Here is a 24,965-nt window from a genome sequence, read left to right as displayed (position 1 = left end):
ACGGCACGCTCACGGACTTCAGGCGAAAATTTGTTGTTCTTGCTCATGGCTCCATTTTCTCAAAGGTTGGAGCCTCCTCAAAACTCGGTGCGATTCAGACAGTCCGCTGCTGGTCACAGCAACCAACAAGATGCGGAGCGGCGAGAAAGTCGTCCTCAATCAGAATTTCACGGGCATCCTCGTCGAAAGTTACGACCTTCCGCTTGATCCGAAGATCAGCGCGGGCAATGAAGCGCTCATCGAGGAATACTGGCGGGCAGGGTTTGGCGGGGACATCAGCGAAACCGACAAGGGATGGTTCATTTCCGGTGTCGATGTCGAGAAGATCGATGAGTTCCTGCTGCGCTTCAAATCACACAAGGATGCACGACAGAAAAAGATATCGGCCGTTGAGTATCTTAAAGCGATTTCAGACAGGTACCCGAAGGGCGATGTGCTTCTGATCTCCAAAGGAGCGGGCGATCCTGACAGGTTTCGTCTCGGTGCTCAGGAGCGTCGGGCGGAGGATGCGACTGCAGAAAAATGGCGTGTGTCCGGATATCGCGTCGCCAGCCGCGGCGATGAAAAACTGGGCCTCAGCAAGGACCAAGTGATTGCTGCGGAAGCCCTTGCTGCCGAAGATTCCAAGAGTAAATCAAAGAAGCCGTCAGACATCCACTACCGCGTGGTACGGGACAAGCCGCTGCTGATGCTGCATGTCTTGGAGCCGACCGATAACGATAAGTTTGCAGGCCATCGCGTACCCGCATGGGGTTTGAGCTACCCCACTGGTCTTTATGGCGTCGAGATCGAGGTCGTCGCGAACAAGGTTTGGATGGAGCAATACGGCTCGATGGACGACGATCCTGATGCCGACGAGGATTATGACGATGAGTAGGTCTGTGCCATGGGACAACATTCCGACTCCGGCTGCAGATTTCACCGTCGTGCGTGTCGCCGGGACAAGCGGAGTTTCCATTTACTGGGGTCGTGACACGGGCGCACAGTGCCTGCTGATCGTGGAGTTGCAAGGAGACCATGCTGCGCATTTTCGCCGGGATACAGTAGCCCTGCATGGGATCGGGGTCGATCTGCGCAATGGCGATACTGACGGGGGGCAGCGGCTTGTCCTCACGCTCGCTCGTCATATCGACAGCGACCTATTCCTTGGCCTTTGCGAAACGCTGATCGGCAGCTTGAAGGATGTCGCCGATTCCGCCACGGCGCTTTCAGTGGCGCTTGCCCATCTTAAACGTTGGAAAGCATTTCTGGCTGGCCGGAACGCCCGGCTCCTTTCTCCTGCAGAAGTTCGGGGACTGTTCGGTGAACTACACGTCCTGCGCAAGCTCTACCAGCACACGCTCACCCAGACGGCAGCGGTCGACGCATGGTGCGGGCCGGACGAATCCCATCAGGATTTCATTTTTGGCAATCGCGCCATCGAGGTGAAGTCGCTCTCAGGACGAGAGCGTAGCGCAGTCCGTATTTCGTCCGAAGACCAGCTTGAATCGCTTGCCGATGAGCTATTCCTACTGACGCTACGCCTAATAGACAGGCCTGATTCCGAGGAGGCATTGTCGTTGAACGGTGTTGTGGCACTGATTTCAGGAGAGTTGACGGATGCTGAGGCGATTGAGCAGCTCATGAGTAAGCTGGCAGATGTGGGTTATGCACCGCTCGCCGAATATGACTCCCCTTGTTTTGTTGTGCGCGACGTTCAGGGATATCGTGTTCATGGCGACTTTCCGTGTTTGATCCGATCTGAACTTCCGACTGGGATTGCCAAGGTTGCCTACGACATCAGGCTGGAAGCGATTGCCTTACATCAGTGTGACGAGGCGATCGTCTTTGGAGAAGATTGATGGAACAGACAGCTGAGGAATTCTTCCATGACTTTCGGCAGGAACTCCTCTCAGGTGCCGAAGCTAATGGCCGGTTTCAGCTTGATGAGTTCATGGAAACCGTTGCTGACGAACTTGTCGAAACAGGCTTCACCGAGGGGTTCGAGCTGTGTCACTATCGTCTGCCACAGGGCGGCATGCGGGTAGATGGATACTGGTTCAATGACGAAGGGAACCTCGATCTTTTTGTCGCTGATTTTGATTTCCGTACCGAACTGGCTTCCCTGACAAGGACAGAGCTTGAAGCGACTTTCAAACGTCTGTCCAAGTTCTTTGAAGCAAGTATCGACAGGGATCTTGCGGTCGATCTTGAGGTCACTTCGCCCGAGTATGGTCTCGCCAAACAGATTGCGGACCGCAGGGGCGGCATCAGCTCACTCAACCTGATTCTTCTCTCCGAGCGCACGCTCAGTGGGACAGTGCAGAGCCTTCCAGAAGGAGAAGTTGCAGGCATTCCTGCCAGCTATCACGTATGGGATATCTCGCGACTTCATCGTCAGCGCAGCTCTCGAAGTCACAAGGAGCCGCTCGATCTGGACTTCGTGCAGGTGTTCGGCAAGGGCATCGCCAGCCTTCCTGCTCATCTGGGATCTGATGCGTATCAGTCCTTCCTCATGGTCATGCCTGCGGATTTTCTGGCGACCCTGTACGGAAAATTCGGAGCACGCCTGCTTGAGCAGAACGTCCGCACGTTCCTGCAGGCCCGTGGCAGTGTGAACAAGGGAATCCGGGCAACCATCCTGAATGAACCGGAGATGTTCTTTGCCTACAACAATGGGATCACCGCCACTGCACAGCGCATCGAAACTGAAACGACGGATTCTGGTCTGGTGATCACGAGGGTTGTCGACCTTCAGATCGTCAATGGTGGGCAGACCACGGCATCGCTGTTCCACACGCGGAAACGGGACAAGGCGGATCTTTCCCAGATATTCGTCCAGATGAAGCTCTCCGTCATCGACAGCCAGCAAAGCGAGATGGTCGTGCCGAAGATATCGGAATACGCCAATACCCAGAACAGGGTGAATGCTGCTGACTTCTTCTCGAATCATCCGTTCCATGTTCGAATGGAAGACTTTTCCCGGCGCATCTGGGCGCCGGCACAGAAGGGGGCAACCCGCGAGACGCGCTGGTTCTACGAGCGCGCACGTGGTCAGTATGCCGATGCGCAGTCGAAGCTCACGCCGGCAGAACAGCGTCGCTTCAAGGCCGAACATCCCAAGCCCCAGATGTTCACAAAGACCGATCTCGCAAAATTCGAGAACGTCTGGGACGAGCATCCTCGCTGGGTAAACCTTGGTTCGCAGAAGAACTTCGCGCAGTACGCCAAGCGCATCGGAAGCGAGTGGGAAAAATCTTCCGATACCTTCAACGAGTTTTACTTCAAGAGGGCTGTCGCTCGTGGAATGGTTTTCCGAGCCACGGAACGCATCGTTTCCGCGCAGCCCTGGTACAACGGCGGATATCGAGCCAACATTGTGGCTTATGCACTTGCCGTGCTTGGTGAGATCGCACGGCGCAGGAACGAGGCGATCGACTTCATGGCCATATGGAAGGCGCAGAAGGTGGATCCAATTCTGGAGGCCGCGATTGCTTCTGCCGCATCCCTGGTGAATGAGGACATAATCGATCCTCCCCTTGGCATTTCGAACATATCAGAATGGTGCAAGCGGGAGGGATGCTGGACACGCATTCAGGCCAAATCGGACGTCATCGCTGCGAGTCTGGATTCCGGATTCTTCGATCAACTGGTATCGCTCGATGAACAAGTGCAGACCGAGCGAAGCGCAAGGAAGACACAGAAGATCGACGACGGGATCGAAGCTCAGAAGAAAGTATTGGCGATTCCGTCTGCCGATTGGACTCGCCTGAACAAGACACTTCTGGAAAAAGGAGTTCTCACACCGAAGGAAATGGGCGTGCTCAAGATCGCCATGCAGATTCCTCTCAAAATTCCAACCGAGAAGCAGTGTGCGGTCCTGCTGGAGGTCATAGAGAAGGGTCGTCTGGAAGGAGTGACATTGATAGAGTGATGATCAATGCACTTCTGTTCAAAGATACTTCTTGAAGCTGCCCGCGGTCATGCTCACGGCCAGTCCCAGCAACGCTGCGCTGGGCAGTAGGATCAGCAGCGGATGCACCGAGATCGGTAGCGCCAGGTACGTGACCCACGGCAGCACGGCCAACGGCATCAGGCTCGCTTTCGCGCGGTGATAGATGAAGCCGGACTCGCGGCCCGCGCCGAACCGGCGCACGTCACGCCTCACCAGGCCGTCGATCAGGCCAACGAACGCCGCAGTGAAGATCAGCGGCAATGCGAGCACCAGAACCAGCAGGCGCACAAGGAAGGTCAGCGTCGTGAAGGCCGCGGCGATCAGGTAGCTCTCGGTCCAGACGTAGACCTGGCTGATGAAGTAGCGGAAGTTTCGCGTCTGCCCGTGGCTCGGCGCACGGGCGCGCTCGGCGGTCTGGCTCATGCGCTCCAGCAGCCCCGAACGCACGAAGACCCATTCGTAGCCGGTATCCACCAACTCGTGCGCCGTGCGCCCTGGTTCCTGCACGACCACGCTGCGCGTAAAGTGGTTGGACAGGTGCCCCAGTTCGTACTGCAGCATCTGCTGGGAGTGCCGCCAGCTTTGATCCTCCCAGAACAGGTGCATGCCCACGCACTCCATGACGATGGAGAACAGCAGCGAGCCGATCAGTACCCCAAGCAGCCGAAAAGGCAGCGTGATCGTGCCGATGACCAGACCCTGGCGACGGCCTTGCTCCCTTCGTGTGGTGCCGGCGGCATCGCTCATGGTGCGGCCTCGTCTCTGGCCATGTCGCCCGCGCCGGAGGCAGGAGCGTCGGCGGTGGCCACCTCATCGAGCAGGTCAGCGGGCAAGGCCGTGTCCTGCAAGGCCGGGGAGCTGGTGAACTCCCACCACTGCGTGGCCTCGCTGTAGCTTTGGCGCATGTAGCCCGCGAGTTGTTGCAGATCCTGCGGCATGACCTCATCTGGGTCGGGGGCCGGCAGCGGCATCCTGACCTTCCAGAGCTGACCGCCCTGCAGCAGCGCGAAGCATTGGCCTTTGGGCAGGCCGACGACATGCGACGGCTCGATCATCGGCACGCTCGACATGCTGATGCGGTCCTGCGTGTTGCTGGTGAAATCCGTCGCCCCGCGAATGTCCGAGCTGTCGGTCGCGCCGCTGACGATGGTGGTGGTATAGACCTCGACCTTCGGCAATTGCCGGGTCAGCAGTTCGGCGGTGGCCGTCTCGCGCACGCGCAGCATGAACAGGTTGTTGAAGTTGCCGATCACCTGACCGGCCTTCGCGCGGTTGCCGATGCGGGCCTCGATGTCCGAGAGGGTCTGCGTGTACGCGGTGACTTGCAGCCCGGCGCCACCGCCTTTGTTGATCAGCGGAATGAACTCGTCGCCCATGAGTTCGTTGAATTCATCCGCATGGACGTTGATCGGCACGCGCGCGCCAGCCGATGCGCCCGGCAGGCCATCGTCGATTCCGTGCTTGTAGATGTGCCCCGCGACCGAAACGAGATCGCTGAACATCGAATTGCCGACCGCCGCGGCGACCTCGGCATCGGACAGCGCATCCAGGCCCACATAGACCACGGCGCGCTTCCGGATGACCTGCATCCAATCGAAGATCGGCCTGGGATCGTTGAGATCCGAATAGTTCGGGGCCAACAACTGAGCGATCTTGCCGCTGGTGAGCTTCTCCAGCAGCGGCAGCAGCGATGCGACGATCTTGTCGAAATAGGTCTTGTCATAGCGCACCGCCGAGCGCAGGCCGTCGAGCACCGGGTCGTAGTTGCGCGCCTGGGAGAGGTACTGCTCCAGCGCGACCACGCGCTTCTCGCGGCCGATCATGTTCCTGGGAATGTTTTTCTCGTTGAGCTTGGCCTCGATCTGGACGATCACCTCCCAGGCCTTGGGCTCGGTCTTGGCGAAGTAGTGCTGGGCGTACTCGATGAATAACGCGTCGATGTTGATGACGTGCCGCTGGATCAGCATGTAGTCCGGGCGCTGACCCAGTTCCACCAGGGCGCGCGCGATGATGTTCACGAACCGCCACGCGAACTCCCGGAAGGCGGCTGAGTTGCCTTCACCTGAGAGCTGTCCTGCAACGCGGGTCGCCACTTCGCTGATGCGTCCAAAGCGGCCCACGGCGTTGTAGCGCGCGGAAATGTCCGGCCAGCCCAGGTGGAAGACATAAAACTCGCCCTCACGGCCCGCGCGCAGGGCCTCGACGTACATCCGCTTGAGCAGGTCGGCGTCCCCTTTGGGGTCGATGACGATGACGACCTCGTGCTCGCCCGCGGCGTTCCTGCGGCGGATGTCCTGCGTGACGAACAACTCGGCCAGCCGCGTCTTGCCCACGCGCGTGGTGCCCAGCACCAGCGAGTGCCCGACGCGCTCGCCCAGCGGCAGGCTGACGTCCACCTCGTCGGGTTCGATGCCATGCAGCCGCGGCAGCCCGCCCACCGGCGGCAGCGGCCGCACCGGGTTGAAAGGCACGTCCCAGCCCGTGAGTTTCGCCAGGCGCGAGAGCGGGAACGGTGCGAACTCCAGTTGCTCTTCCAGGCGCCGCGCCAGCCGGTAGGCTGGTGTCGGCTCGACGTAGCGGCGAAACTCGGGCCTATAGGTCTGCGTGAGCCTGTGGGTGTGCTTCTGCTCCCAGAGAAACCCGCGCCCCACGAACAGCCGCTGTTGACTGACCGGCACATCCTTGCTCGTCATCACGTACCGCGGCAGGCGGCGGATGTTGCGCCGGTAGCGCAGGATGACGCGGGCATCGCGATAGCGGATCGCGCCGTAGGCACCGAACGCCAGCGCGCTGCCGACGCCCATCGACGGGCTCAGCGCAAGCGACCATGGGGCCACCAGGCACAGGAACGCGGCGCCTGCACACGCCGCGACGGTGTATAGCTCCACCGCTGGGCGTAGCAACACCTCGACCGGCTGTTTCCCCGACATGGCTTCATTGCTCGATGCCGGTGGCCGTGATCAGCGCCGGGTAGTGCCGCAAGCCCAGGCGATCGGCCAGGTCGTCGCCGGCCACGGGGGCGAGCGGCACGCCCGGCACCAGGGCGCGCAGCCGCGCCAGGCCCTGCACGGTCTCGACGTTGACCACCAGGCCGACCGCGCCGCGGTCACGCAAAGCGGCGGCGCGGCGCTGCAACCAGGCCCGGGAAGCCTCGTCGTCGCCGATGACCACGAACGGCCGCAGGCCGGGCGCTTCGATCACGCGGCGTGCGACGGTGCCGGGCGTGAGCTTGGCGCTGCGCACCGGCAGCATCGCGGCTTCGTCCGCTGGTGTGGCAGGAACCTGGGGCTTCGGGATGGGTGGCCGGGCCGGCGCGTTGGCGCGCGGCTGGAGGTTCAGGGCCTCGTAGTACGGCAGCGCCGACGTGCCGCCGCGATCTTCGACGACGATCAGCGGCTCGCCGGCACGCGCGGCCAGCGGCAGGCCTGCCAGCAGCACGAGCAGGCCCTTTAAGGCGAGATGGGCCGGATGGGGTTTCGTCATCGGGAGGTCTCCTGGCGCGCGGCGAGGACCGCGGCGGTTGGGCGCGTGCCCTGCACGCGGGCAAGGTGGCGGGACACGCTGCGCCGATAGCGGGCGGCGGGCTCGCCGCCTGCGGGACGGTGGTAGCGGCCGATCGCCAGCAGCCAGTCCTCGCCGGGGGTGTGCTGTTCCTTCAGGATCTCGGCGGCGATGGCGAGGTTGCGGTACGGGTCCAGCAGGTCGCACGCGCTGGTGAAGCGGTGCTTGTGGTAGCCGAGATTGATCTGGCCCAGGCCCGTGTCGATGCGCGTGTGCGGCGTGGAGCGCATCGCCTGCTGCAGGCCCGAGCAGGCATCGGCGCGCGTGGCGAAGCGGCGCGACTGGCCGGCGATGTTGAGCGACCACGGCCACGGGATGATGCGCCCCTTACCCCCGCCTCGCCGGATGCCACTCTCCTGCAAGGCCACGGCGTAGAGCACCGTCGAGGGGATGCCTGCGCGCTGGGCGGCAAGCTGGTAGGCCGGTGGCGGAACCTCTTGGGCATGGGCAGCGAAGGCGCACAGGCCAGGGGCGAGCACCAGTGCGCGCAAGAACTGCGATACGGAGGCGGCTACGGCTGGCGCTGCCATTGGCCGTTCACCTTGCGCACGACCGCGGGCAGATCACCGGGCAGGCCCAGCGATAGCCAGTGGCCGCCATCGTGGTTGAGCGTGATGCTGCCGCTGCGCACGCGCGCCGGGTCGATCTGTGCGCGCTTGGCCCAGTCGCGGATGCGTGCGTCATCCTGGCGGCTGCCGACCATGTACAGGTCGAACTCGGCGCCCGAGGATTGCAGGCGCTGCACGAGCTGCCCGCAGGACGCGCAGCCGTCCTTGACGAACACCGCCATGCGGCCGCTGCCGCGCAAAGGATTGGTGGGTGTGCCGGCGCCCGGCTTGTCGTCGGGCAGGTTCACGCGTTGCATGCCGGGGTTCAGGCGCTGCCAGGCCACGTCGTAGGCGCGCTGGTAGGCGAGCAGCTTCTCGACGCGGCGCGCCTCGACCTGCACCTGCAGCTCCGCGTAGCGCCGCCTTTCTTCGTCGGTGCGCGCCTCGATGCCCAGGGCAGACAGCGGGTCCAGATTGGGCGAGTAGATGCCCAGCGGCCCGTCCATCAACTCGCGGTAGCGTGCCCATTCCTGCGGTTGCAGGCCCCATTCGCTTGCCACCCGGTCGTCCAGCACGCGGGCGGCCAGCGGGCGCTCCTGGCTCTGTGCAGTGCGCGCGGGGGCTGTGGGGGGCTGCTGCGCCCAGGCAGGCCACTGCACCGACGCCAGCACGAACGCAGAAAGGAGGATCGACGGCTTCATGGGGTGTGCTCCGGTCAGGGGATCGCCACGCGGCGCGTCTGGTCGCCGGCCTGGAACACCGCGGTGTTGCCCTCGACCGCCTGCAAACGCCATGGGCCGACCGCATCACCGGGCAGCAGCACCTGAAGCTGGTCGGATGTGAGGTCCCCGGCTGTCGGCGCGACGGACACGCTGCGCTGGCCGGCGCGCAGTTCGGCGCCGACGACGCGGAACGGCAGTGGCGGCGGTTCGGCCTTGGAGGCGGCGGGCTTGCTTGGTGCGCGTGCTTGGACGGGCGCTGCGGCACGCGCGGCGGTCTGGCGTGTCTTGATCTGCTCGATCTCCGCGCGCAGTGCCTGAAGATCGTCGGCGGCGGCATAGCCGTTCAGCGACTTCTCCACCTGGGCGGCGCGTGCTTCCAGGATTTGGCGGGTATCTTTGAGGTCAGCGGCCGTTGCGACGGCAGGACGCTGCTGGATAGCCTCGATCGTCTCGGCCAGGCCAGTCGCCTGCGCTTCCAGGCGTTGCAGGCGTGAATCCAGCCGGTCCTGGGCGGTTTGGTCGCGCATCGCCAGGTAGCCGAGCGCCACGATGACGCTGAGGCCGATCAGCCAGAGCCAGAGCAGGCTTTGCGCCACCACGGCGGCGGTCGGGCGCCGCGAAGGTTGCGGAGCATTCATGGCTGGCCTCCTGGAATGGAAGGCATCAGCGGGAAGGTTTGCACTGCATCGGCGGCGCTCGGCTCGGGCGTGGGTTCGACGGCCACGCGGTCGCCGGGCCGGTCGAAGCAAATCTGTCGTGCGCGGTCATCCGCGTGCAGTTCCCAGGCCGGCCCAGCCAGGGTGAGCAGTGCATCGCGCAAGGTCATGGGACCGAGATGCAGGTGCGCCGCCGGCAGCGGCAGTGCGTACAGTTCGATCACGGCATGCGCGGTCTGGCACAGGCCGTAGCCGCTGCGTTTGAGTACGTGCCGCAGCCCATCCCCGACCGTGGCGCGGGCATCCTCGGGCATGGACACGTCGATGGTCTGCAACAGCAGGTCGCGCTGCGCTGCCATGGGTGCCAGTTCGACCAGTGTGTAGCGAGCGTAGCGCACGACCGGGATGTACTCGGGCGCTTCGGGTTCGGGCGCGGCCGAGACTTCCTCGATGGTGTCGAGCGCGACCGGCGCAGTCGTCGTCGCGCAGCCACCGGCCAGCACCGACCACAGTAGGCCGAGAAATCCCGCCAGCAGGCGGCGTTCGGGATGGTGAAACCAGGGTGGAGAGGGGCGCATAGCTCGGCGTCCTAAAACATCGAGCCCTCACCATCGCCGCTCGGGCCACGAGCGGCAGCAAACAATGCGAACCACGCAGCGCCCGATTTACCGGGAGGGGAAAAAAAACGGCCCCGAAGGGCCGTAAGTGGAAAGGATCACGCCATCACAAGTTGCCTTGCGAGGGCGACCTCGACGGAATCACCGTCCTGGTTCAGGACATCGAGCCCGGACTCTGGCACGTCGCCCGAGGTGGACTGCGAGACCATGATCTTCTTGGCCATCAGTTCCAGGCAGGTTATCTGCGACGAACCGGCGTAGCCGAGGTAGATCACGCGCACGGGCTGTTTCTGCCCGATGCGCCAGGAGCGGCGTGCCGCCTGCTGGAGCGAATACACGTTGTAGCCCGACTGCATGAACACGATCGTCGGGAAGTCCAACAGGTCCAACCCCGTCTTGACCAATTCGGGATTGGTGATGAACACGTCGATGCCACGGTCCAGTTGCTCGGCGATCCAGTCCTCGCGACGGCTGGCATCCACGCTTGCGCGCAGCACTGCCACCCGAAAACCTTCCTGCTCCAGCAGCACCTTCAGGCGCGACGTGGTGTCGCGCGTGCCGGTATAGACCGTGTAGGCCAGGACCTTGCGGCCCTGTGCCTTCTCCTCTTTGCAGATGTCGATCAGCTCACGCTCCTTGGGGCTGATCTCGAACTCGTTGAACTGAGCCGGGACAAACGCCAGGGTGTTGCGCGTGCGCGGATGGACCACGGTTTCCGATCGAAAGCAGCAATCCGGCCAGGCGAGCAGCACGTTGAGGACTACACCCAGCAAGGTCGTGTCGCGTCGCGCCAGAGCCTGTTTCAGCTCCGCGGTCAGCCGACCCGCCAGATCGCGGTAGGCCGCGGCTTGCGCCGTGTCCATCGCGACTTCGCGGAACTCCTCGTCATACGGCGGCAGGACGTTGCCACCGATGTCTCGGAGCTTGAGGAAGATCGTGAACGGCAGGATGCAGCGCAGCACGCCCTTGGGGCCGAAACCCGGGGCCTTGACCGTGCGCACCGATACCTTGGTGCCCTTGGCCGTCTTGTGCGCCGTGCCGGTGCTCTCGGAATAGATGTCCTTCAAGACACCGTGATCACGCATGAACGCCATCGCGGCCGAGGTCATGCTTCCGCTCGTGGTCGGGCGGTAGCCGTCTTCGATCATCCGCCTGGGCAAGGCTCGGAACAGCAGGTAGAACAGGTCGTCGCCGTAGCCGCCCATCAATGTGCCGGTCAGCAGCAAGGTCTTGCGAGCCTTCGCCGCCAGCACGCCCATGGCCTGGCCCTGGGCGCTGCCACCGTTCTTGTACTCGTGGGCCTCGTCGGCGATGAGCAGGTCGAACGTGCCTTGCGGCAGGTAGCGCTTGATGAACTCGGACGGTTGGTAACCGCCCTCGCCGAAGCCGAACTCCATGTTGGCCATCGCACGCTCCATGCGCGTGGCCTGACGGTCGGAAAACACCAGCTCGCCGTTGGCGTCCATGAGGTTGATGAACTCGTGGATGTTGTCGCCCAGCATCGATGCCAGGAACCCGTCGCCGAACTTCTGCATCAGCTTCTGCGCAGTGACTTCCCCGATGGTCGGGATGCGCTTCAAGGCTTTGAGTACGGCCGAGGACTGGTCGCTGCCGGCCATGCTGCGTGGACGAATCAGCGTCCACAGGGGCGCGGCGCAATGACCGCACTTCCTGCGGTACTCCTCGGCTTCGAGCGCGACCGGGTTGACCGGCTCGCCGTCGAGGTCGGTGATGACCGTGCCGCAGTCAGGGCACGCTGCCACGTCGCCGTGGCGGGTGCGCCGCTGGGTGAAGACAGGCTTCCAATGGAACCCCATCCGCATCCTGACGCGGCCCAGGACAAAGAACTCCTGGCCCGTGGGCTGCACACCTAACTGCTCCCGCAGCTTGATGAGCTTGACGAGCGTATCCGGGCCATTGAGCACCCAGACCTTGGCGTTGGCCACCGTCTCCTGGATCTCGCGCCGCCACTTGTAAACAAGATGCGGTGGCGAGAGAACCAGGGTGCGGCGGTAGCCTTCGGCGTTGAGCACGGCGGCCGTGGCAATGCCGACGGTCGTCTTGCCGCAACCCATTTCACCGTTCACGATCGCGGCGCGTTCGCCACGGTCGATCAGCAGTTCGGCGGCGGCATGGACGACTTCGGCCTGGGCCTGAAACAGCTTGCGCTTGAGGCTGGCGACGACAAGTTGCCGGTGCGCCTGCGGCTGGCCGGAATAGACCGGCGGGTTGGCGCTGTTAAGGGCGTCGAGCAGTTCGTCGCCGAACTCGCCGACGAAATCCTGAAGGCTCAGGGTCAGAGGGGAAGATTCCGCGTCGAGCAGTTCGCCCTGTACGGACGTGGCTTCGGCGGTGGTGTTTTCGAGATCGAGGGACATGGTGATGCTCCAAAGAAAATGGGGCATGCACCCCCCAACAGGGCGATGGCATGCCCCGTGGTGGGAGAAGAGACGGAGAGACGGAGAGACGGCGAACCGTCGGTGGTGAAAAGCGATCAGCGGATGGTCAACACCTCGCCCCGCGTAGCGGAGCCAGGCGTCATGTCCCACGCGCGGATGACAGGAACGAACTTGTCGGTGAGGATGCGGGTCTCGGCGATGGAGCCGTCGTCGCGTTCGGTGAACTCCTGCTGGAGGGTTTTCTCCTTGTGGGTGTCCCCCTTGACGACGAGCGCGCGCCCGGTCTTGGAGCGCACAACCCCCGAGATCGCGCCCGCGGCCAGAGCCAGGGCGAGATGCCAGTGGGACAAGGCACGCGCCGGTGGACGCAGCGACTGCTGCGCGGCCCCCAGGTGCGTGTCCAGCGATGGCCAGAGGCCTTGCAGCCTGCCAACCTCATCGGCGAACTGCTCAGGCTCCATCGTCACGCGGAAGAAATGCTCCGGCTCGGCCGGACTGGCGGGGACGATGTACGGCAGGAACGGCCATTCGCTCGGCAGCTCCTCGGCTTCGACTTCGCCAAGCCCGACCTGCAGCAGCAGATTGCGCACGGCCTTGAGACCATCGGGTGCCAGCTCACGCTGACGCACCCTGCGGCCGAAAATCACCACCTGCTTGAACTGCGTTTCCACCGCTCGGTAGATCCGCAGGTCCGTGTAGTGGCGCGTCAGCCAGCCGACCAGCTCCGCGTCGAGCACGTAGCTGGGGACGATGAAGACCAGCACGCCGCCGTATTGCAGCAACGACAAACTGCGCTGATAGAACAGCTTTTCGAGGCGGGCACGGCCCCGGCCCTGATAGCCGATGTTGCCGTTGACGTCCTTGGACAGGTCGCCATACGGTGGGTTGAGCCAGAGCAGTCCGAAGGACTGCTTGGAGATCATCGTGTCCATCAGGTCCGCGTGCAGGCAGTGATCGACCAAGCCGCGGGCATGGCGTGCCCGCTCCGCGTCGAACTCGACGGCAAACGCCTTGGCATGCTCGCGCCCGAGAGCGTGGGCGGCCTCGGCGATCGCCACGCCTTCGCCGGCGCAGGGATCAAGGATGCACATCGGCCCGTCGCTGGGCATCAGTGCGTTGAGGGCTCTTTCGAGCGTGGGTTCGTCGGTCGGGTAGTAACCGTTCTTGGCGAAATTGCGGGCGAGCCGCGGGAACATGAGGGCCATGGAAGTCTCCTGGTTGGCGGGGATGAAGGGCGAAAGCACGCCTTGGCGTGCTCTCGCGGGTGGGTCAAGCCGCTACCGCTTCCGGCGTCCTCGCGGGTGGGTCAAGCCGCTACCGCTTCCGGCGTCCAAATCTTGGCCGGATAGGGATAGGCGGTGAGTACGTCACTGCGGATCAGGGAGCCCAGCGCCAGGGTCAGCGCCGGCACGTCGATGGCGAGCCGATGACCTTCCAGCGGCCCGAGGGCGAACGGAAGGCGAGCCAGCATCTCGCGGGTTTGCAACAGTTCCAGCACGGTCTCGCGCCAGTGGTCGAGCAGCGGCAACGGGCAGGTGTCCCGCACCAGCGTCCACAGGCGGTCAAGCCGGTGGATACTGTCGCGTGGCAGCAATGCCAGTGCGCTGGCGTTGGCCTTGTCGGGCCTGACGCAGCGGCGGTCGAACAGCCACACGTTGGACAGCGAACCGAACAGCGTTCTCCGGTAGGCGCGCGTCATGCGCTTTTCCAGGCGATCGACGTTGCCGATGAAGACCGGGACGCTGCCGCCCTGGTCGGTGATGACGTGGAACTGGTCCAGTCCCTGCTCGTCGCGCCCGAGGGTCAGGCGAGCGAGGAACTGCTGGACGGCGGTGTCCCGCGCCCAGATCGACAGGAAGATCAGGTTGCCCTGGTCATCGCCGACGCAAGCGTCGGCCATCACGTCCAGGCATTCGTCGATGCGGTACAGCGTGGTGGAAGAAGTGTTTGTGGGCATGGTGGTGTCCTCGGATGAACGGGAACAGCACCGCCCGCTGGGGCAAGTACTGCCCCAGGGGGTGAAAGAAAAACGCTCAGTCCGGCTCGAACTGCCGGGTGTGCGGGTTGAAGTGAAGTGCCTGATCCACCGCGGTAATCGGCGTGAAGCCGTCCAGGTAGATGTTGTTGAGGTACTGGTCGCGGTAGGTCAGTGCCTGCCGTGCCTGGTCCTCGGTGAGGCCGTTGTCGATGAAGTACGCCAGCATCTCCTCGTCGGAGGACACTTCGTCGTTGGACAAACTGCCTTCAACGAGTGCCAGCAGCGAGGGCGTGAGCGAAGCCAGGATCAAGTCCATGTCGGTTCCTCCTGGCTCAGACCATCAGCGTCGCGGCGGGCGCCGCGGAAGCCGTGGGGGTGCGACGCCGTGCGTGGTAGGCGCGAACGCCTGCACGCCAGTCGGCGGACTGCTCCGGTGCTAGGTCCAGATAGGACAGCGGGCACGAGTAGTGGTACGGATGCATGGACTCTTCCAGCGGCTTGTAGCCCCATTCGCCGCCGCTGCGTTCCAGCAGATCGCCGCGGATGTAGCGCAGGGACTGGCCCGGTGCGAGATCACGATGCACGCCTTCGACTTTGGCGGTCATTTCGACCACGGACCACAGCACGTTGCCGCGCAGTGTGTGGGCGATGACTTTCGCGCTTGCGCGCTCGGTCTCTTGCGGTGCGATCAGTTCCGCGATCAGCTCGGACCGCGATTGGTGAGAGAAATACCAGCCCATGAGAGGCCTCCTGAAAAAGTAGAGCCGGAGGCCTCCCCCGCGGGGAAGAACCCCCAGCGGGTGGTGGAATGCCGCGTGTGCGGCGATCAATCCCAGTGCGGCCTATGAACCGCATCCGGCCGGGCAGCAGCCCAGTTCGATGCCATGCGAGCAATAGCCGTTTGCGGCATTCCAGTCCTGGGTTTCCTGCCGTTCGGCAGGTGTTGCGTAATCCCATTCCTGGGTGGCGATTTCCAGCGCATGAGCGCGCTGGCTTTCCGGCAACCGACTGGCTTGCGCGTCGATCTCCGAACTGAAAAGCGTGACCCAGTGATCCCAGGACAGGCCGCAACCACGCTGTGCATGCTCGGCGGCCGTCATGCAAACGGCCCGCCACGCGGTTTCGTCCAGCGCGGAACGGGGTGTATCGCAAGCGATGGTGGACATGATGGAGACCTCCGGAAGAAAGCCGGAGCCTCCCCCGCATGGGGAAGGAACCCCGGCGGGTGGATGAAGAACACCGCGGATGCGGCGTCTGCGATCACGCAGGTTGCAGTTCGGCCTGGCGGCTCCACTCCTGCGTCTTGGGGTTCATCTCGTAGCCCAGTTCGCGCAGGCGGGCAACCTGCGCGCGCAGGGTGCGGCGGTCGATGGTCGAATCCAGTCGCACGGTTTCGCCCAGCGGCCACAGCAGACTGAACAGCACGGCGTCCCCGTCTTCGGTGCCGCCAGAGGCAGCGGCCGCAGCGGGTGGCGGTGCATCCACGCCGAAGGGCGTGGTATCGACCAGCGGGTCCGCGGACGCCTGCACGGGCGCGGGCTTGGCGGGCCTGGACGTCTTGGCGGGCTTGGCCGGCGCTGCCGCAGGCTGCGTCCCCAGCTCTTCATCGAGCGGATCAACGTCCTGCGTGGCGAAGCTGCGTGCTTCGTCGCGGCTCAGTTTGTCGATGCCGTTGAGCGTCATCCCGTCGAGGCTGGCGCGGATCTCGAACCGCATGCCGCCGCCGACCGGGTAGGACTTCGGGAAGATGTACCTGATGATGAATTCCCCGTCGTACTTGCCTTCGGGGTACTGCTCCAGTTCCGGGTCTTTGACCTCGAACACACCGAGGTGCGTGGCGAGGCGGCCGACCGTGAACGGGCCGTTCTTGCCGCGGATGGTGCGCAGCGTGAGCTGGCCGGGGACGACGATGGGCGATACCGATTTCTCGGGCGCCGATGTGACTGCCATGATGGTTCTCCTGTTGACGAATAGGAAAAACGACAAGGCCCCGTGAGGGGCCATGCCGGATCAGAACGAAGCAGCCAATGCCAGCTCCGGTTCCTGCACTTCACCTTCGGGCTCGCGCTCAGCGGGCTCGGCAGGCTGATTGGCAGCGGTGTCGGTGGCGTCCTCGGCTTGCGCCTGGCTCGTCGGATAGACCTGGGTGCCGTCGATCTTGATCAGACCGATGTGGACCAGCGTCGATTCCAGGCTCGCTCCCGGTTCCCCGGCGCGCTCGCCCTTGGTGCGGATGTACGGATCGATCTTCATGTCGTTCAGACGGAAGGCGATCAGCACCTTGCGATCCCCCTCGATGGCCTGCACGCACCGGCGAACCAGGTGCTCGGCTTCGGGGGTGGTGACGATGGTGTCGAAGTACCGATAGTCCGGTTCATCGACAGGTCCGGCCAGCGCGGCGACGGTGCAGGACAGGAACGGGTCACCATCCTTGGGGGCGACGTCCTTCGGACGGCTGAGGTAGCCGATGCCGCGGGTGATCAGCTCGTGCTGCGTGATCGAAGCCAGTTCGGCCCGGTCAAGCGGCTCGGCCTTGAGCAGTCGCGCCTTGAGGGACGCGGCAGCTTGGCCTTTCTGCTCGCCCTTGTCGCGGATGTATGCATCGCCCCAGAGGTCGCCGAGGCGGAAGCGCACCAGCGGGCGCTGCTTGGGATCGTCAACGCCGATGTAGCGCTCGACCAGCTTCTTGGCCTCGGCACCCGAGACCTTGACATCGAAGTAGCGATAGCTGGGGTCCCTGGCGGGGCCGACCAGCGCGGCGATGGTGCATGCCAGGAAGGGCTGCGCGCGGCGGCCGCCCCGGACGGGCACTTCACGGGCACGCTGGATATAGCCGATGCCCGAAGTGTGGAGGTCGAAATACGATTTCTCGTTGGACGTGGTGTTCATGGTGAATCTCCATAGGGAAGAAGCGGAGACACACCGGCCCACGCATGCGGGGAAAGGTGCGTAACCCCGCGATGGGTTGATAAGGCGAAAGCATCCGCCACCAGAGACTGGTGGCCGCTCGCGAACGGATGCGGTGCGAGCTGGCTCGGTCACGCAGCGGGAGCTGCGCCGCAACCTCGAAGACCGATGGTTGCCTGGCATGTCGCTGACAACGTCAGCAGGCATGGGGTCAGCATGGCCAGGCCTCGCGCGCACGACAGCAATCAATCGGCATCCGGGCGTTTCCCTTTGTCCACGCCGTCCGGCGCCTGCCACAGACACTTGGGGCCGCGCAGGTGGTCGGGCGTGTCGGCGCGGGGACGGCTGGGGCGGCTCCAGGCGCCGCCGCCGCGCGTGCCGACCAGCCGCCAGCCGGCGGCGCGCAGGCTGGCACCACCTTCCATTGGCAGCGTGTAGGTGATCAGCCGCGTGTAGCCCAGGGCTTTGGCCGCCTTCCATGCGGCCCCGTAGAGCTTGCTGCAGGCGTTCGGTGCGCCGATGGTGCAGAGCCTGGTGACTTCGAGGGTCCAGCCGTCGTCCAGATGGCGGGCGACCGGACGACCGACGATAGCCACGCCGCAGATGCGGTCGCTGCCGGACAACGCGACCGCCAGGGCGAACTTCGCCCCCTGAACCGGCCGGTGGTGTCGGTGGTGCTCCTCCACAAAGGCATTGGCACAGCGCAAGGACACCGGCAGCAGTTGCAGCGATGGCGGGGTCGGCAAACTGCCCATGCGCATCAGTCGCCGCAGAAGCAGGCGATCGGTTCCTCGGCGGCGTCGAACAGGTCGCCCTGGTCGGCGGCGAAGCGCGCCAGGTCGGCGTAGCTGGGGCCGTCGGCGCGGAACCGGGCGCCGCTGGGCTTGCTCGCCAGGTTCAGCGACTCCATGCGAATCCACCACACGGCGGCCTCTGGTCGGGCCTTGATGAGGGCCAAGCGCTGCCCGCGTGGTTTCAGGAAACACAGGTCGCAGTTGCCTTCGAGTGTGCGCCCATTCACGGTGAGCAGATCGAGGTTGAACGGTTGCGCCTGCCAGAACGCGCCCACATCGCGCACCGTGATGCCAGCCTCCGCCAGCGGCATGCACATGGTCTCGTGAGTCGATTCGGTGGAGTGGCCGCGCGCGCGAATCTTGGCAACACGCCGCTGCTCATCGGCACGGATGCCGATCATCTGGTCCCAGTCCGTCCAGCCTAGATGCCGCAGGTAGCGGTGCATCGGGCGGATCTTCAGGCTGGTCGTGCAGCCCCGTGCGACGGGATTGGGCAGGTACTGGCGCTTGCGGATCAGCGCCTCGAACGGCTCGCCCTGGCGGCTGGCCCGGTCGAAATCCACCACCGTGAAGCCCGGCTCCGTGGGCAGGTACTCCAGCCAGTGGATCGGCACCTGCCAGTGCGTGGCACAGTCGCGCACGAAGCGCAGGGTCGCTTCCACTTCCTTGCCGGTGTTGGCGAAGCAGACCACGGTGTCGGTCGGCAGGCCGTCATTGGCCTGCAACACGCGCCAGAGCAGGTAGGCGCTGGTACGCCCGCCCGAAAAGCTGATACAGGTCGGTTGGGTGATCTTGAACGGGTTGTGCATGCGGTCGTCTCCGTGGGTAGGTCGGCGGGCGAGCCGACGCGGCGGGCCATGGCGGCCGGAGACGAACGCGCACGCGCGTCGATGGCCGCGGTGCGGAGAAAGGAAAGCCCCCATGAAGGGGGCCGTGAGGGGACGCTGGTAGTCGCGCTACACCGATGGCACCGCCTCCAGCGACAGGTGAGTCGTTGTGGCGGACAGCATCAGATCGTCCGTGCCGTGCAGGATGCGTGCGAAGACGCCTTCCTTCGGGTCGAAGAACTCGCCGAAGTCGTCGCCGCCCAGTTCGATGCGCGCCAGTTCCCACCAACCCTCGAACGGGTCGGTATCCGGGTTGCAGCCGACGGCATACGCCAGCAGCTTCACGCGGCCGTCCGGGCGGCGCTCGGCGCGCTCGGCGAGGAAGTACACGCCCTGGTCCTTGGCGAGGACGATGCGACGTTGGTTGGCGATGGCCTCGGCCAGCACGGGACGCAGGTCGGAGCCTTTGAATCGAAGTGACATGGTTGAAATCTCCTGAAGAAAAAGGCCCTCCACCCGAACGGATGGAAGGCCTGTGGGGGCAAGTCGGCGGGAGGTTGAGGACTCAGCCGTAGTGCCGCGTGGCTTCCTGCCAGGGAACGATGCGTGCATCACGGCCGGTCGAGGTCGGAAGCGGCAAGCTCCCGGTCTCTTCCGTCGAGAAGCGCGTCGCCTGGTCGAACCGGACCCAGCCGAACTCGTTGGACCAGAAGCCAGCGCTGTCGCTGATGGCGGACTCGTTGGGCGAATACACCACCCAGCAGTCGCCCGGCTCGGACGTCACGCCGGCACTGCCTGGCGCCGACGGGGAGCCTTGGCGTCGATCACGCTCACGTCGATCAGGCGCCAGCGCCCGTCGTCGATGAGCCGCTCCAGCACTTCACCGAGCATGTCGAAATACACCTCGTCGTGCCGATCGACCAGTTCACCGTCGCGATGCAGTTCCACCACGTAGGTGTCGCCGCCGCGGTCGTAGAGGATCGTCACCTGGCCGTCGAACTTCGCGGTCGAGACCGTGAAGCTGATCGCCGGCGGTGTCTCGATGATCTTGGACGGCTTGGGATCAACCCAGGTGAAGTCGCGGGCGCCCGCATCGACCAGCATGTGGGTGATGCGCCGGAACCCGTCGGGCGCCGGCATCTCCTCCAACTGCTGGATGAGCTGGCCCAGTTCCATGCATTGCGGCTCGGGGATGGGCAGCTTGGCGGGCGCGGAACCGAGGATGTGCCTGGTGATGGTGTAGGGAACACCATCCGAAGTCTTTTCGGTGATCACTTCAGGGGTGTCCGCACGCAGGCCGTCGAAGCGGCGGCGGGCATACGGTTGGACATGCACCTTGGCGCCTTCGCTGGGAACAGTGGTCACCAGGTGGGGATCGAGCACAGCGAATTCGCTGGGCTTGAGCTTGACGACGATGGCCTCGTCGTTGGCCGCGACCACCTTGCCGTCGAAGGGCTTGGGGTCGATGGCGAAGCCCAGGGTCGAGGACTGCGGCTGATCATCGAACACGCGGTACTTGAACGACCGCACGTTGCGGGGCACATGGCCTGCGACAAGCGAAGGCATTATGGATTTGATGAGGGAACGGTCCATGGGAATCTCCTTGAGGAAGAACAAGGGATTCCCCGCCCGCAAGGGAGAGGTCCCTTGTAGGTGGATGGGCGCGATGCGTCCGTAGGAAGAAACGACCAGCACGGTCTCCCGCGCTTGCAGCCTCGAAGGTCTCGGCTGCCTGGGCATGTGTCGGCGACGCCGACGAACATGGGGCAAGGATGGCCTTGGAGTGAGCGGCCCGCCCGCAGGAAACCGCACCGCGCCGCATCCGCTTTCTTGAACTGCGGGCAAGAAAAAGCCCCTCGAAAGGGGCGCGATGGGTCAGGCTTCGTACACGAAGTAATGCTCGCGCTGACGTGGGAAGAAGACGTGCTTCCACGTGTCGCCGCTGGTATTGCCACCGTCGAACACGACCATTTCGTAGTCGTCAATGTCGGTGTCCACCAGGTCGGCGCTGGCGATATGGCGCATGTACAGCGTGCCGCTCATGCGCTCGAATACCAGGATCTGGCCGATGGCGTCGTCCTGGCCCATGGCGTTGACGCAGGCTCCAAGCTGGTGCTCGAAGTCGCGTGTGGGTGAGATGAGATCGGGGAACATGAGGTTGCTCCTATGAAAACGGACCAGCCCGGCTCCTGGCGAGGCGACGGGCTGGCATGGGGGGACAAAGAGGAAGGCTGGCGCGTAGCGCGGCTGCTAGGACTCGGCCAGTGGCAGGCCCAGCAGCGCGGGTGCGTCGGCGTCGAGGATCAGGATGCGCACATCGGCCTGGCCAGCCAGTTCAAGGATGTTTGCCAGGTCGTCCGGCATGTCCTTGTTCCGGTGTTCCTGCCGAAGCTGCTCCGCGGTGATGCCCTCGGCATGCTCCAGGTTCTCGTCCGTCCATGGCGTGGAGATCAGCTTGATGCCGATCGCCGGGCTGTACGGAACCCGGAAGGCGATGAACAGGAAGGCTTCGGGCGTGGCGAGGTCCGCCAGGTTGGCGAGGTAGTGCCAGGTCTCGATGGAGATGTGATCGCGGCTGATTTCCCAGGCCCGGCTGAAGTACCCTGTCTCGAAACTCAGGCGCTGTACGACTTCCCGCGCGGCCTCGGCCGAGTAGGTGTCACCGACGTGGACCGGGCGGCCGTCGAAGTCGTCGCCATGGATGGCATAGACCACGGCACCGATCACGCCTTCGCCGCTGACGCCTTCACCGGCATAGCATTCGGCCAGTACCTCGGCGCTCACGGGTTCAGGGCCGTTCGTGACCACCGCGAAATCGCTGGTGACAATGCAGGACGATGAAACCAGTTCCTCGTCGGAGAGGTGCTCTTGACTCGGGTGGATGTTTCGCCAGACATGCGGACTTCCATCGTCGTAGCTGATGCACAGCGTGCGGACGATTTTCAGATTCCAGTAGCCGCGGAGAAAGGGATTAGGTTTCTGGGACATGGGAACACTCCAGATTGAATAATGGAGCCAATTCCCGCCACCGGGAATTGGACCCGGTGGGTTGAAAGTGGAAAATGCGTCAGACAACGCTGACCACGACGGTGTCAGCACTGCGCTGAACGACGGGAAATAAATGAGGGACATGGCCTTGTGAGCGCATGTCCCTGATCGGGAGTGAACGAAGACACAGTGGTGGGCCGGGGACCGGCTTACCAACCGTTGTAGTTCACCAGCAGGTCGGCGATGACCTTGCGGCGTTGCAGATCGAGACCATCGAAGTCCGACAGTCCGTAGAAATGGCAGCGCTTGAGCATGGCACCGCCCTCACGCGCGTTGTAGAAGCTGACCATGGCGGACAGGAACATGCGTTCCCCGCTGCTCAGGACGCCAAGGGCGTCGTTGAGCCGCAGCATGTTGGGACGAAGATCCCACTTGCTCTTGGCCTGGTTCAAGCCTTCACGGGTGCCGTCGCCGAACCATTCGTGGCCAGCGATCTCGACGCCGCGCTTCCAGGCCTCGAAAAAGGCTTGGGGCGCGGCAGCGAAATGCTGATCTTCCCGCATGATCTGATCGACGACTTCCCGCGGCAGTAGCTGGTTCATGAAGTGATTCCTCCAGTTGGATCAGGGAATGGCGAGCTGGGACCAGCCGCCTCTTTCGAGGGCACGTTGAGCCGAGGCATGGCTGCGGAAGTACTCGCGGGACTCCCGCGAAACGGGGCCTTCGGTATCGCGCGTGCCGATGTAGTGACCGGCGGCGCTTTGCAGGACTTCGAGCGGCAGGAACTTGCCGCAGTAGGTCGAGGCCAATTGGCCGAAAGAGGCTTGCTGGGACATGGATGGACTCCTTGGAAACGGCGGGGCCACGTCCCTCACGGGATGGCAGTTCCCGCACGCGGTTGATAAAAAGCATCGACGTCACGGAGACGCACGTCCGCAGACTTGATGCGATGCGGACTGGTGGGCAACGCGGGAGAGACCCGCGGCAGCCTGGAACCCTGGCTGCTGGCATGTGCTGACGAATCAGCGAACATGCGGGCAGCTTCGTGCGCGGGCCGCGCGTCGTCAGTTGGAAAACGGCATCCGGCCCAGCCCCGATTGATGGGCGCAGAGAAAAAGAAGCCCCGCATCGAATGCGGGGCTGTCAGGAGGGTGCGGTGGCGCTGGGTCAGTCGGGCTTCTCGCCCAGGACGTGCTGCTTCCACAGGTCGAATGCCTGCTCGGGCGGAAGCTCGGCAAGGATGACGATGGGTTGGACCTGCCGGGTGCGCAGCGAAGCGAAGTACGCCTTGCGGTCGGCGATGGCCGTGAGCTTGATGCCCTTGATGAACAGCAGTTTGCCGTCCTTGATGAACAGCACCTTGTTGCCGATGTCGCGGTTGAACGCAGCTCGCACCTTGCGATCGGCGTGCATGGCATCGGCCAGTTCATCGACGAGGAAGTCGAGCGTCATGTCGATGTAATGAGGGTCTTCACCCTCCTGGCCGAGATCTAGCGGCGCAGGCGGCAGGCCCTTGGCGTAGGCTTCGGCCTGAGCCAGCAGCGCCGCCTTGCCATTGAGCGCGCGGACGAACGTCGAGCCGCCATGCCCGTCGTTGTGGGCCTCGGCGATGGGAGTGCCGTCGAACACGACGGTGGCTCTGAAGCACATCGTTTCCTCGCTGGCGAACTCGGCCACCTTGAGGTTCTTCAGCGTGATGCGGTCTTGCTTGGTGATGTTTTCCATGGGAAGTCCTGAAATCAACCGGGTGGCGACATGCCCCTGACGGGACGTGGCGGCCATCCCGTGGGTTGGAGAAAAAAGAGGCATCGATGCCCCGGTGGGCAGCGTTCGCCGGTGAGATGCCGAGGCGAACTGGCGGGTGGCACGGGTGGAACCCGAGGCAGCCTTGACACCCTGGCTGCGGGCTGCCGCCGATACGTCGGCAATGCAGGAGGAAGAATGGCGCGGCCCGCAGGCTGCGTCGCCGATCAATCCGAAGCGGTCGAGCCCGTCTTGTGCAGGTACTGCACCAGGCGCTGGCCCAGCCACGCCATGCACGGAACGGCCATGGAATTGCCGATCGCTTTGTAGCGCGGCGCGTCGGCGGCGGGCTTGCCGCGGTACGGGATCAGCGTGTAGTCGTCGGGCATGCCTTGTAGCCGCTCGCACTCCACCGGCATCAGCCGACGCACCCGCCAGTGCGACCAGTCGCCGGGGCCTGGGCCGTTCCAGTCGTAGCGGAAATGCGCCTCGAAGTCGGGGGCCAGCACATGTGGCTTGTCCGCGCCGCCGCCGCTGGTGCGCAGTGCGGCCGCTACGCTGCCGCCCAGCTCGGCGGCAAGACCCTGCTGCCGTCCCCGCAGGGCAACGCAGGCCACCATCGGCACGCCGTAGCCCGGCTTGCCATTGGAGAGGACGGTGCAAGCCACCTGCCCATGGCCGGACTCGAAGCGCACTTCACCGCGGTTATTCTGCGCGAAGGCGATGGCGGGCACGACTCCGGCGTTCGCATGGCTGTTGCGATGCCCGCCAGCACGCAGCGTTGGCGTCAGGTCGAGCGTGGCATCCGCGCCGCTGCCCTGGGCGGTGAAGGCGATGATCGGAACGCCTTTGCCGGTGCCGTCCTCGCTGCTGCCCTTGCCATTGTTGGCAGTGTCGAGGGTGTGGGTGATGCTGCCTGCGACAGACTGCACCATGAACGTCTCGGTGCGGATGTCGTGCTTGGGGCCAGCGGCCATCAGGCATGCCGCCACATCGACGGGGCCGGCGCCGCCGCTGAATCCGAACGTCGTCGTGACCGTGCCGTAGGGCTGCTTCAGTCCAGCGAATCCTGCGTATCCGCCTGCTGCTTCAGCACCCGGTCCAGTAACACGGGCAGCTTCTTGCCACGGCGCGCGGCCCGCACAAGAATCCCCGAGCAGGCCTGCGCGCTCAAAAAGTACTTCTGCGGGATCAAGGTCATCTCCACCACTTGCCACAAGAAACACACGCTTGCGGCGTTGGGCGACACCGAAATATTGAGCGTCGAGCACGCGCCAGGCGATGCGGCGGC

Annotated in this window: 28 protein-coding genes and 1 pseudogene; 3 read left to right on the top strand and 26 right to left on the bottom strand. The window is 64.2% G+C overall.

The window, feature by feature from the left end; translation table 11 throughout:
* The 3 genes and pseudogenes from ABD104_RS29230 to ABD104_RS29220 all read left to right on the top strand — a co-directional run.
* A pseudogene (locus tag ABD104_RS29230) lies at positions 1 to 877 on the top strand (hypothetical protein); the annotation flags it as partial.
* The gene (locus tag ABD104_RS29225; protein ID WP_343928792.1) at positions 870 to 1,841 is read left to right on the top strand and encodes a PD-(D/E)XK motif protein; all 972 of its coding nucleotides are present in this window, start codon (positions 870 to 872) and stop codon (positions 1,839 to 1,841) included. The pseudogene ABD104_RS29230 and the gene ABD104_RS29225, both read left to right, overlap by 8 nt.
* Positions 1,841 to 3,913 carry an AIPR family protein gene (locus tag ABD104_RS29220; protein ID WP_343928791.1) on the top strand — a complete coding sequence of 691 codons (2,073 nt, stop codon included), beginning with the start codon at positions 1,841 to 1,843 and terminating at the stop codon, positions 3,911 to 3,913. The genes ABD104_RS29225 and ABD104_RS29220 overlap by 1 nt, the downstream gene beginning before the upstream one ends.
* Positions 3,914 to 3,931: 18 nt before the next feature.
* On the opposite strand, the gene ABD104_RS29215 is transcribed toward ABD104_RS29220, so the two are convergent.
* The 26 genes from ABD104_RS29215 to ABD104_RS29090 all read right to left on the bottom strand — a co-directional run.
* Positions 3,932 to 4,681: a TIGR03747 family integrating conjugative element membrane protein gene (locus ABD104_RS29215; protein WP_343928790.1), complete on the bottom strand. Its 750-nt coding sequence runs from the start codon at positions 4,679 to 4,681 to the stop codon at positions 3,932 to 3,934.
* Positions 4,678 to 6,864: a type IV conjugative transfer system coupling protein TraD gene (traD, locus tag ABD104_RS29210; protein ID WP_343928789.1), complete on the bottom strand. Its 2,187-nt coding sequence runs from the start codon at positions 6,862 to 6,864 to the stop codon at positions 4,678 to 4,680. The genes ABD104_RS29215 and traD overlap by 4 nt, the downstream gene beginning before the upstream one ends.
* Positions 6,865 to 6,868: 4 nt before the next feature.
* On the bottom strand, positions 6,869 to 7,417 hold the full coding sequence (locus ABD104_RS29205) for an integrating conjugative element protein (protein WP_343928788.1): 549 nt from the start codon (positions 7,415 to 7,417) through the stop codon (positions 6,869 to 6,871).
* On the bottom strand, positions 7,414 to 8,025 hold the full coding sequence (locus ABD104_RS29200; RefSeq protein WP_343928787.1) for a transglycosylase SLT domain-containing protein: 612 nt from the start codon (positions 8,023 to 8,025) through the stop codon (positions 7,414 to 7,416). The genes ABD104_RS29205 and ABD104_RS29200 overlap by 4 nt, the downstream gene beginning before the upstream one ends.
* The gene (locus ABD104_RS29195) at positions 8,007 to 8,744 is read right to left on the bottom strand and encodes a TIGR03759 family integrating conjugative element protein (RefSeq protein ID WP_343928786.1); all 738 of its coding nucleotides are present in this window, start codon (positions 8,742 to 8,744) and stop codon (positions 8,007 to 8,009) included. Before ABD104_RS29195 ends, ABD104_RS29200 begins: the two co-directional genes overlap by 19 nt.
* Positions 8,745 to 8,758: 14 nt before the next feature.
* Positions 8,759 to 9,403: a hypothetical protein gene (locus tag ABD104_RS29190; RefSeq protein ID WP_343928785.1), complete on the bottom strand. Its 645-nt coding sequence runs from the start codon at positions 9,401 to 9,403 to the stop codon at positions 8,759 to 8,761.
* Positions 9,400 to 9,999: a PFGI-1 class ICE element type IV pilus protein PilL2 gene (gene pilL2 / locus ABD104_RS29185; protein ID WP_343928784.1), complete on the bottom strand. Its 600-nt coding sequence runs from the start codon at positions 9,997 to 9,999 to the stop codon at positions 9,400 to 9,402. Before pilL2 ends, ABD104_RS29190 begins: the two co-directional genes overlap by 4 nt.
* 137 nt (positions 10,000 to 10,136) lie before the next feature.
* Positions 10,137 to 12,416: a helicase-related protein gene (locus ABD104_RS29180; RefSeq protein WP_343928783.1), complete on the bottom strand. Its 2,280-nt coding sequence runs from the start codon at positions 12,414 to 12,416 to the stop codon at positions 10,137 to 10,139.
* Positions 12,417 to 12,532: 116 nt separating this feature from the next.
* Positions 12,533 to 13,666, bottom strand: coding sequence for a DUF6094 domain-containing protein (locus ABD104_RS29175; protein ID WP_343928794.1), 1,134 nt, complete (start codon positions 13,664 to 13,666; stop codon positions 12,533 to 12,535).
* Positions 13,667 to 13,743: 77 nt separating this feature from the next.
* Positions 13,744 to 14,394, bottom strand: a complete 651-nt coding sequence (locus ABD104_RS29170; RefSeq protein WP_343928782.1) for a hypothetical protein — start codon at positions 14,392 to 14,394, stop codon at positions 13,744 to 13,746.
* A gap of 76 nt (positions 14,395 to 14,470) precedes the next feature.
* Positions 14,471 to 14,731 (bottom strand): hypothetical protein, encoded by a 261-nt coding sequence (locus ABD104_RS29165; RefSeq protein WP_343928781.1) that lies wholly within the window; start codon positions 14,729 to 14,731, stop codon positions 14,471 to 14,473.
* A gap of 16 nt (positions 14,732 to 14,747) precedes the next feature.
* Positions 14,748 to 15,155: a hypothetical protein gene (locus ABD104_RS29160; protein ID WP_343928780.1), complete on the bottom strand. Its 408-nt coding sequence runs from the start codon at positions 15,153 to 15,155 to the stop codon at positions 14,748 to 14,750.
* 102 nt (positions 15,156 to 15,257) lie between these two features.
* Positions 15,258 to 15,581, bottom strand: coding sequence for a hypothetical protein (locus ABD104_RS29155; protein WP_343928779.1), 324 nt, complete (start codon positions 15,579 to 15,581; stop codon positions 15,258 to 15,260).
* 94 nt (positions 15,582 to 15,675) lie between these two features.
* Positions 15,676 to 16,365, bottom strand: coding sequence for a DUF3275 family protein (locus ABD104_RS29150; RefSeq protein ID WP_343928778.1), 690 nt, complete (start codon positions 16,363 to 16,365; stop codon positions 15,676 to 15,678).
* A gap of 60 nt (positions 16,366 to 16,425) precedes the next feature.
* Positions 16,426 to 17,304, bottom strand: a complete 879-nt coding sequence (locus ABD104_RS29145) for a DUF3577 domain-containing protein (RefSeq protein ID WP_343928777.1) — start codon at positions 17,302 to 17,304, stop codon at positions 16,426 to 16,428.
* Between the two features lie 263 nt (positions 17,305 to 17,567).
* Positions 17,568 to 18,083 carry an XF1762 family protein gene (locus tag ABD104_RS29140; protein WP_425543365.1) on the bottom strand — a complete coding sequence of 172 codons (516 nt, stop codon included), beginning with the start codon at positions 18,081 to 18,083 and terminating at the stop codon, positions 17,568 to 17,570.
* Positions 18,083 to 18,925: a phosphoadenosine phosphosulfate reductase domain-containing protein gene (locus tag ABD104_RS29135; RefSeq protein ID WP_343928776.1), complete on the bottom strand. Its 843-nt coding sequence runs from the start codon at positions 18,923 to 18,925 to the stop codon at positions 18,083 to 18,085. The genes ABD104_RS29140 and ABD104_RS29135 overlap by 1 nt, the downstream gene beginning before the upstream one ends.
* A gap of 147 nt (positions 18,926 to 19,072) precedes the next feature.
* A complete protein-coding gene (locus ABD104_RS29130; RefSeq protein WP_343928775.1) occupies positions 19,073 to 19,426 on the bottom strand; it encodes a DUF3085 domain-containing protein in 354 nt (117 codons plus the stop codon).
* Between the two features lie 82 nt (positions 19,427 to 19,508).
* A complete protein-coding gene (locus ABD104_RS29125; RefSeq protein ID WP_343928774.1) occupies positions 19,509 to 19,727 on the bottom strand; it encodes a hypothetical protein in 219 nt (72 codons plus the stop codon).
* Positions 19,724 to 20,536: a GTPase gene (locus ABD104_RS29120; protein WP_343928773.1), complete on the bottom strand. Its 813-nt coding sequence runs from the start codon at positions 20,534 to 20,536 to the stop codon at positions 19,724 to 19,726. The genes ABD104_RS29125 and ABD104_RS29120 overlap by 4 nt, the downstream gene beginning before the upstream one ends.
* A gap of 282 nt (positions 20,537 to 20,818) precedes the next feature.
* Positions 20,819 to 21,097, bottom strand: coding sequence for a uridylate kinase (locus ABD104_RS29115; protein ID WP_343928772.1), 279 nt, complete (start codon positions 21,095 to 21,097; stop codon positions 20,819 to 20,821).
* A gap of 96 nt (positions 21,098 to 21,193) precedes the next feature.
* A complete protein-coding gene (locus ABD104_RS29110; RefSeq protein ID WP_343928771.1) occupies positions 21,194 to 21,931 on the bottom strand; it encodes a DUF5983 family protein in 738 nt (245 codons plus the stop codon).
* Between the two features lie 209 nt (positions 21,932 to 22,140).
* Complete coding sequence (locus ABD104_RS29105; protein WP_343928770.1) at positions 22,141 to 22,533, bottom strand: hypothetical protein; 393 nt, start codon at positions 22,531 to 22,533, stop codon at positions 22,141 to 22,143.
* Positions 22,534 to 22,554: 21 nt separating this feature from the next.
* On the bottom strand, positions 22,555 to 22,767 hold the full coding sequence (locus ABD104_RS29100) for a hypothetical protein (RefSeq protein WP_343928769.1): 213 nt from the start codon (positions 22,765 to 22,767) through the stop codon (positions 22,555 to 22,557).
* Positions 22,768 to 23,098: 331 nt separating this feature from the next.
* A complete protein-coding gene (locus ABD104_RS29095; RefSeq protein WP_343928768.1) occupies positions 23,099 to 23,656 on the bottom strand; it encodes a hypothetical protein in 558 nt (185 codons plus the stop codon).
* A 245-nt stretch (positions 23,657 to 23,901) separates the two neighbouring features.
* Positions 23,902 to 24,965, bottom strand: a 1,064-nt coding sequence (locus ABD104_RS29090) for a DNA cytosine methyltransferase (protein ID WP_343928767.1), incomplete at its 5' end; no start/stop codon positions are given.

The organism is Pigmentiphaga daeguensis, assembly GCF_039523035.1.
Lineage (GTDB): Bacteria > Pseudomonadota > Gammaproteobacteria > Burkholderiales > Burkholderiaceae_B > Pigmentiphaga > Pigmentiphaga daeguensis.
Note: the sequence above shows the minus strand (reverse complement) of the source record. Positions and strands in the feature narration are given on the sequence as shown.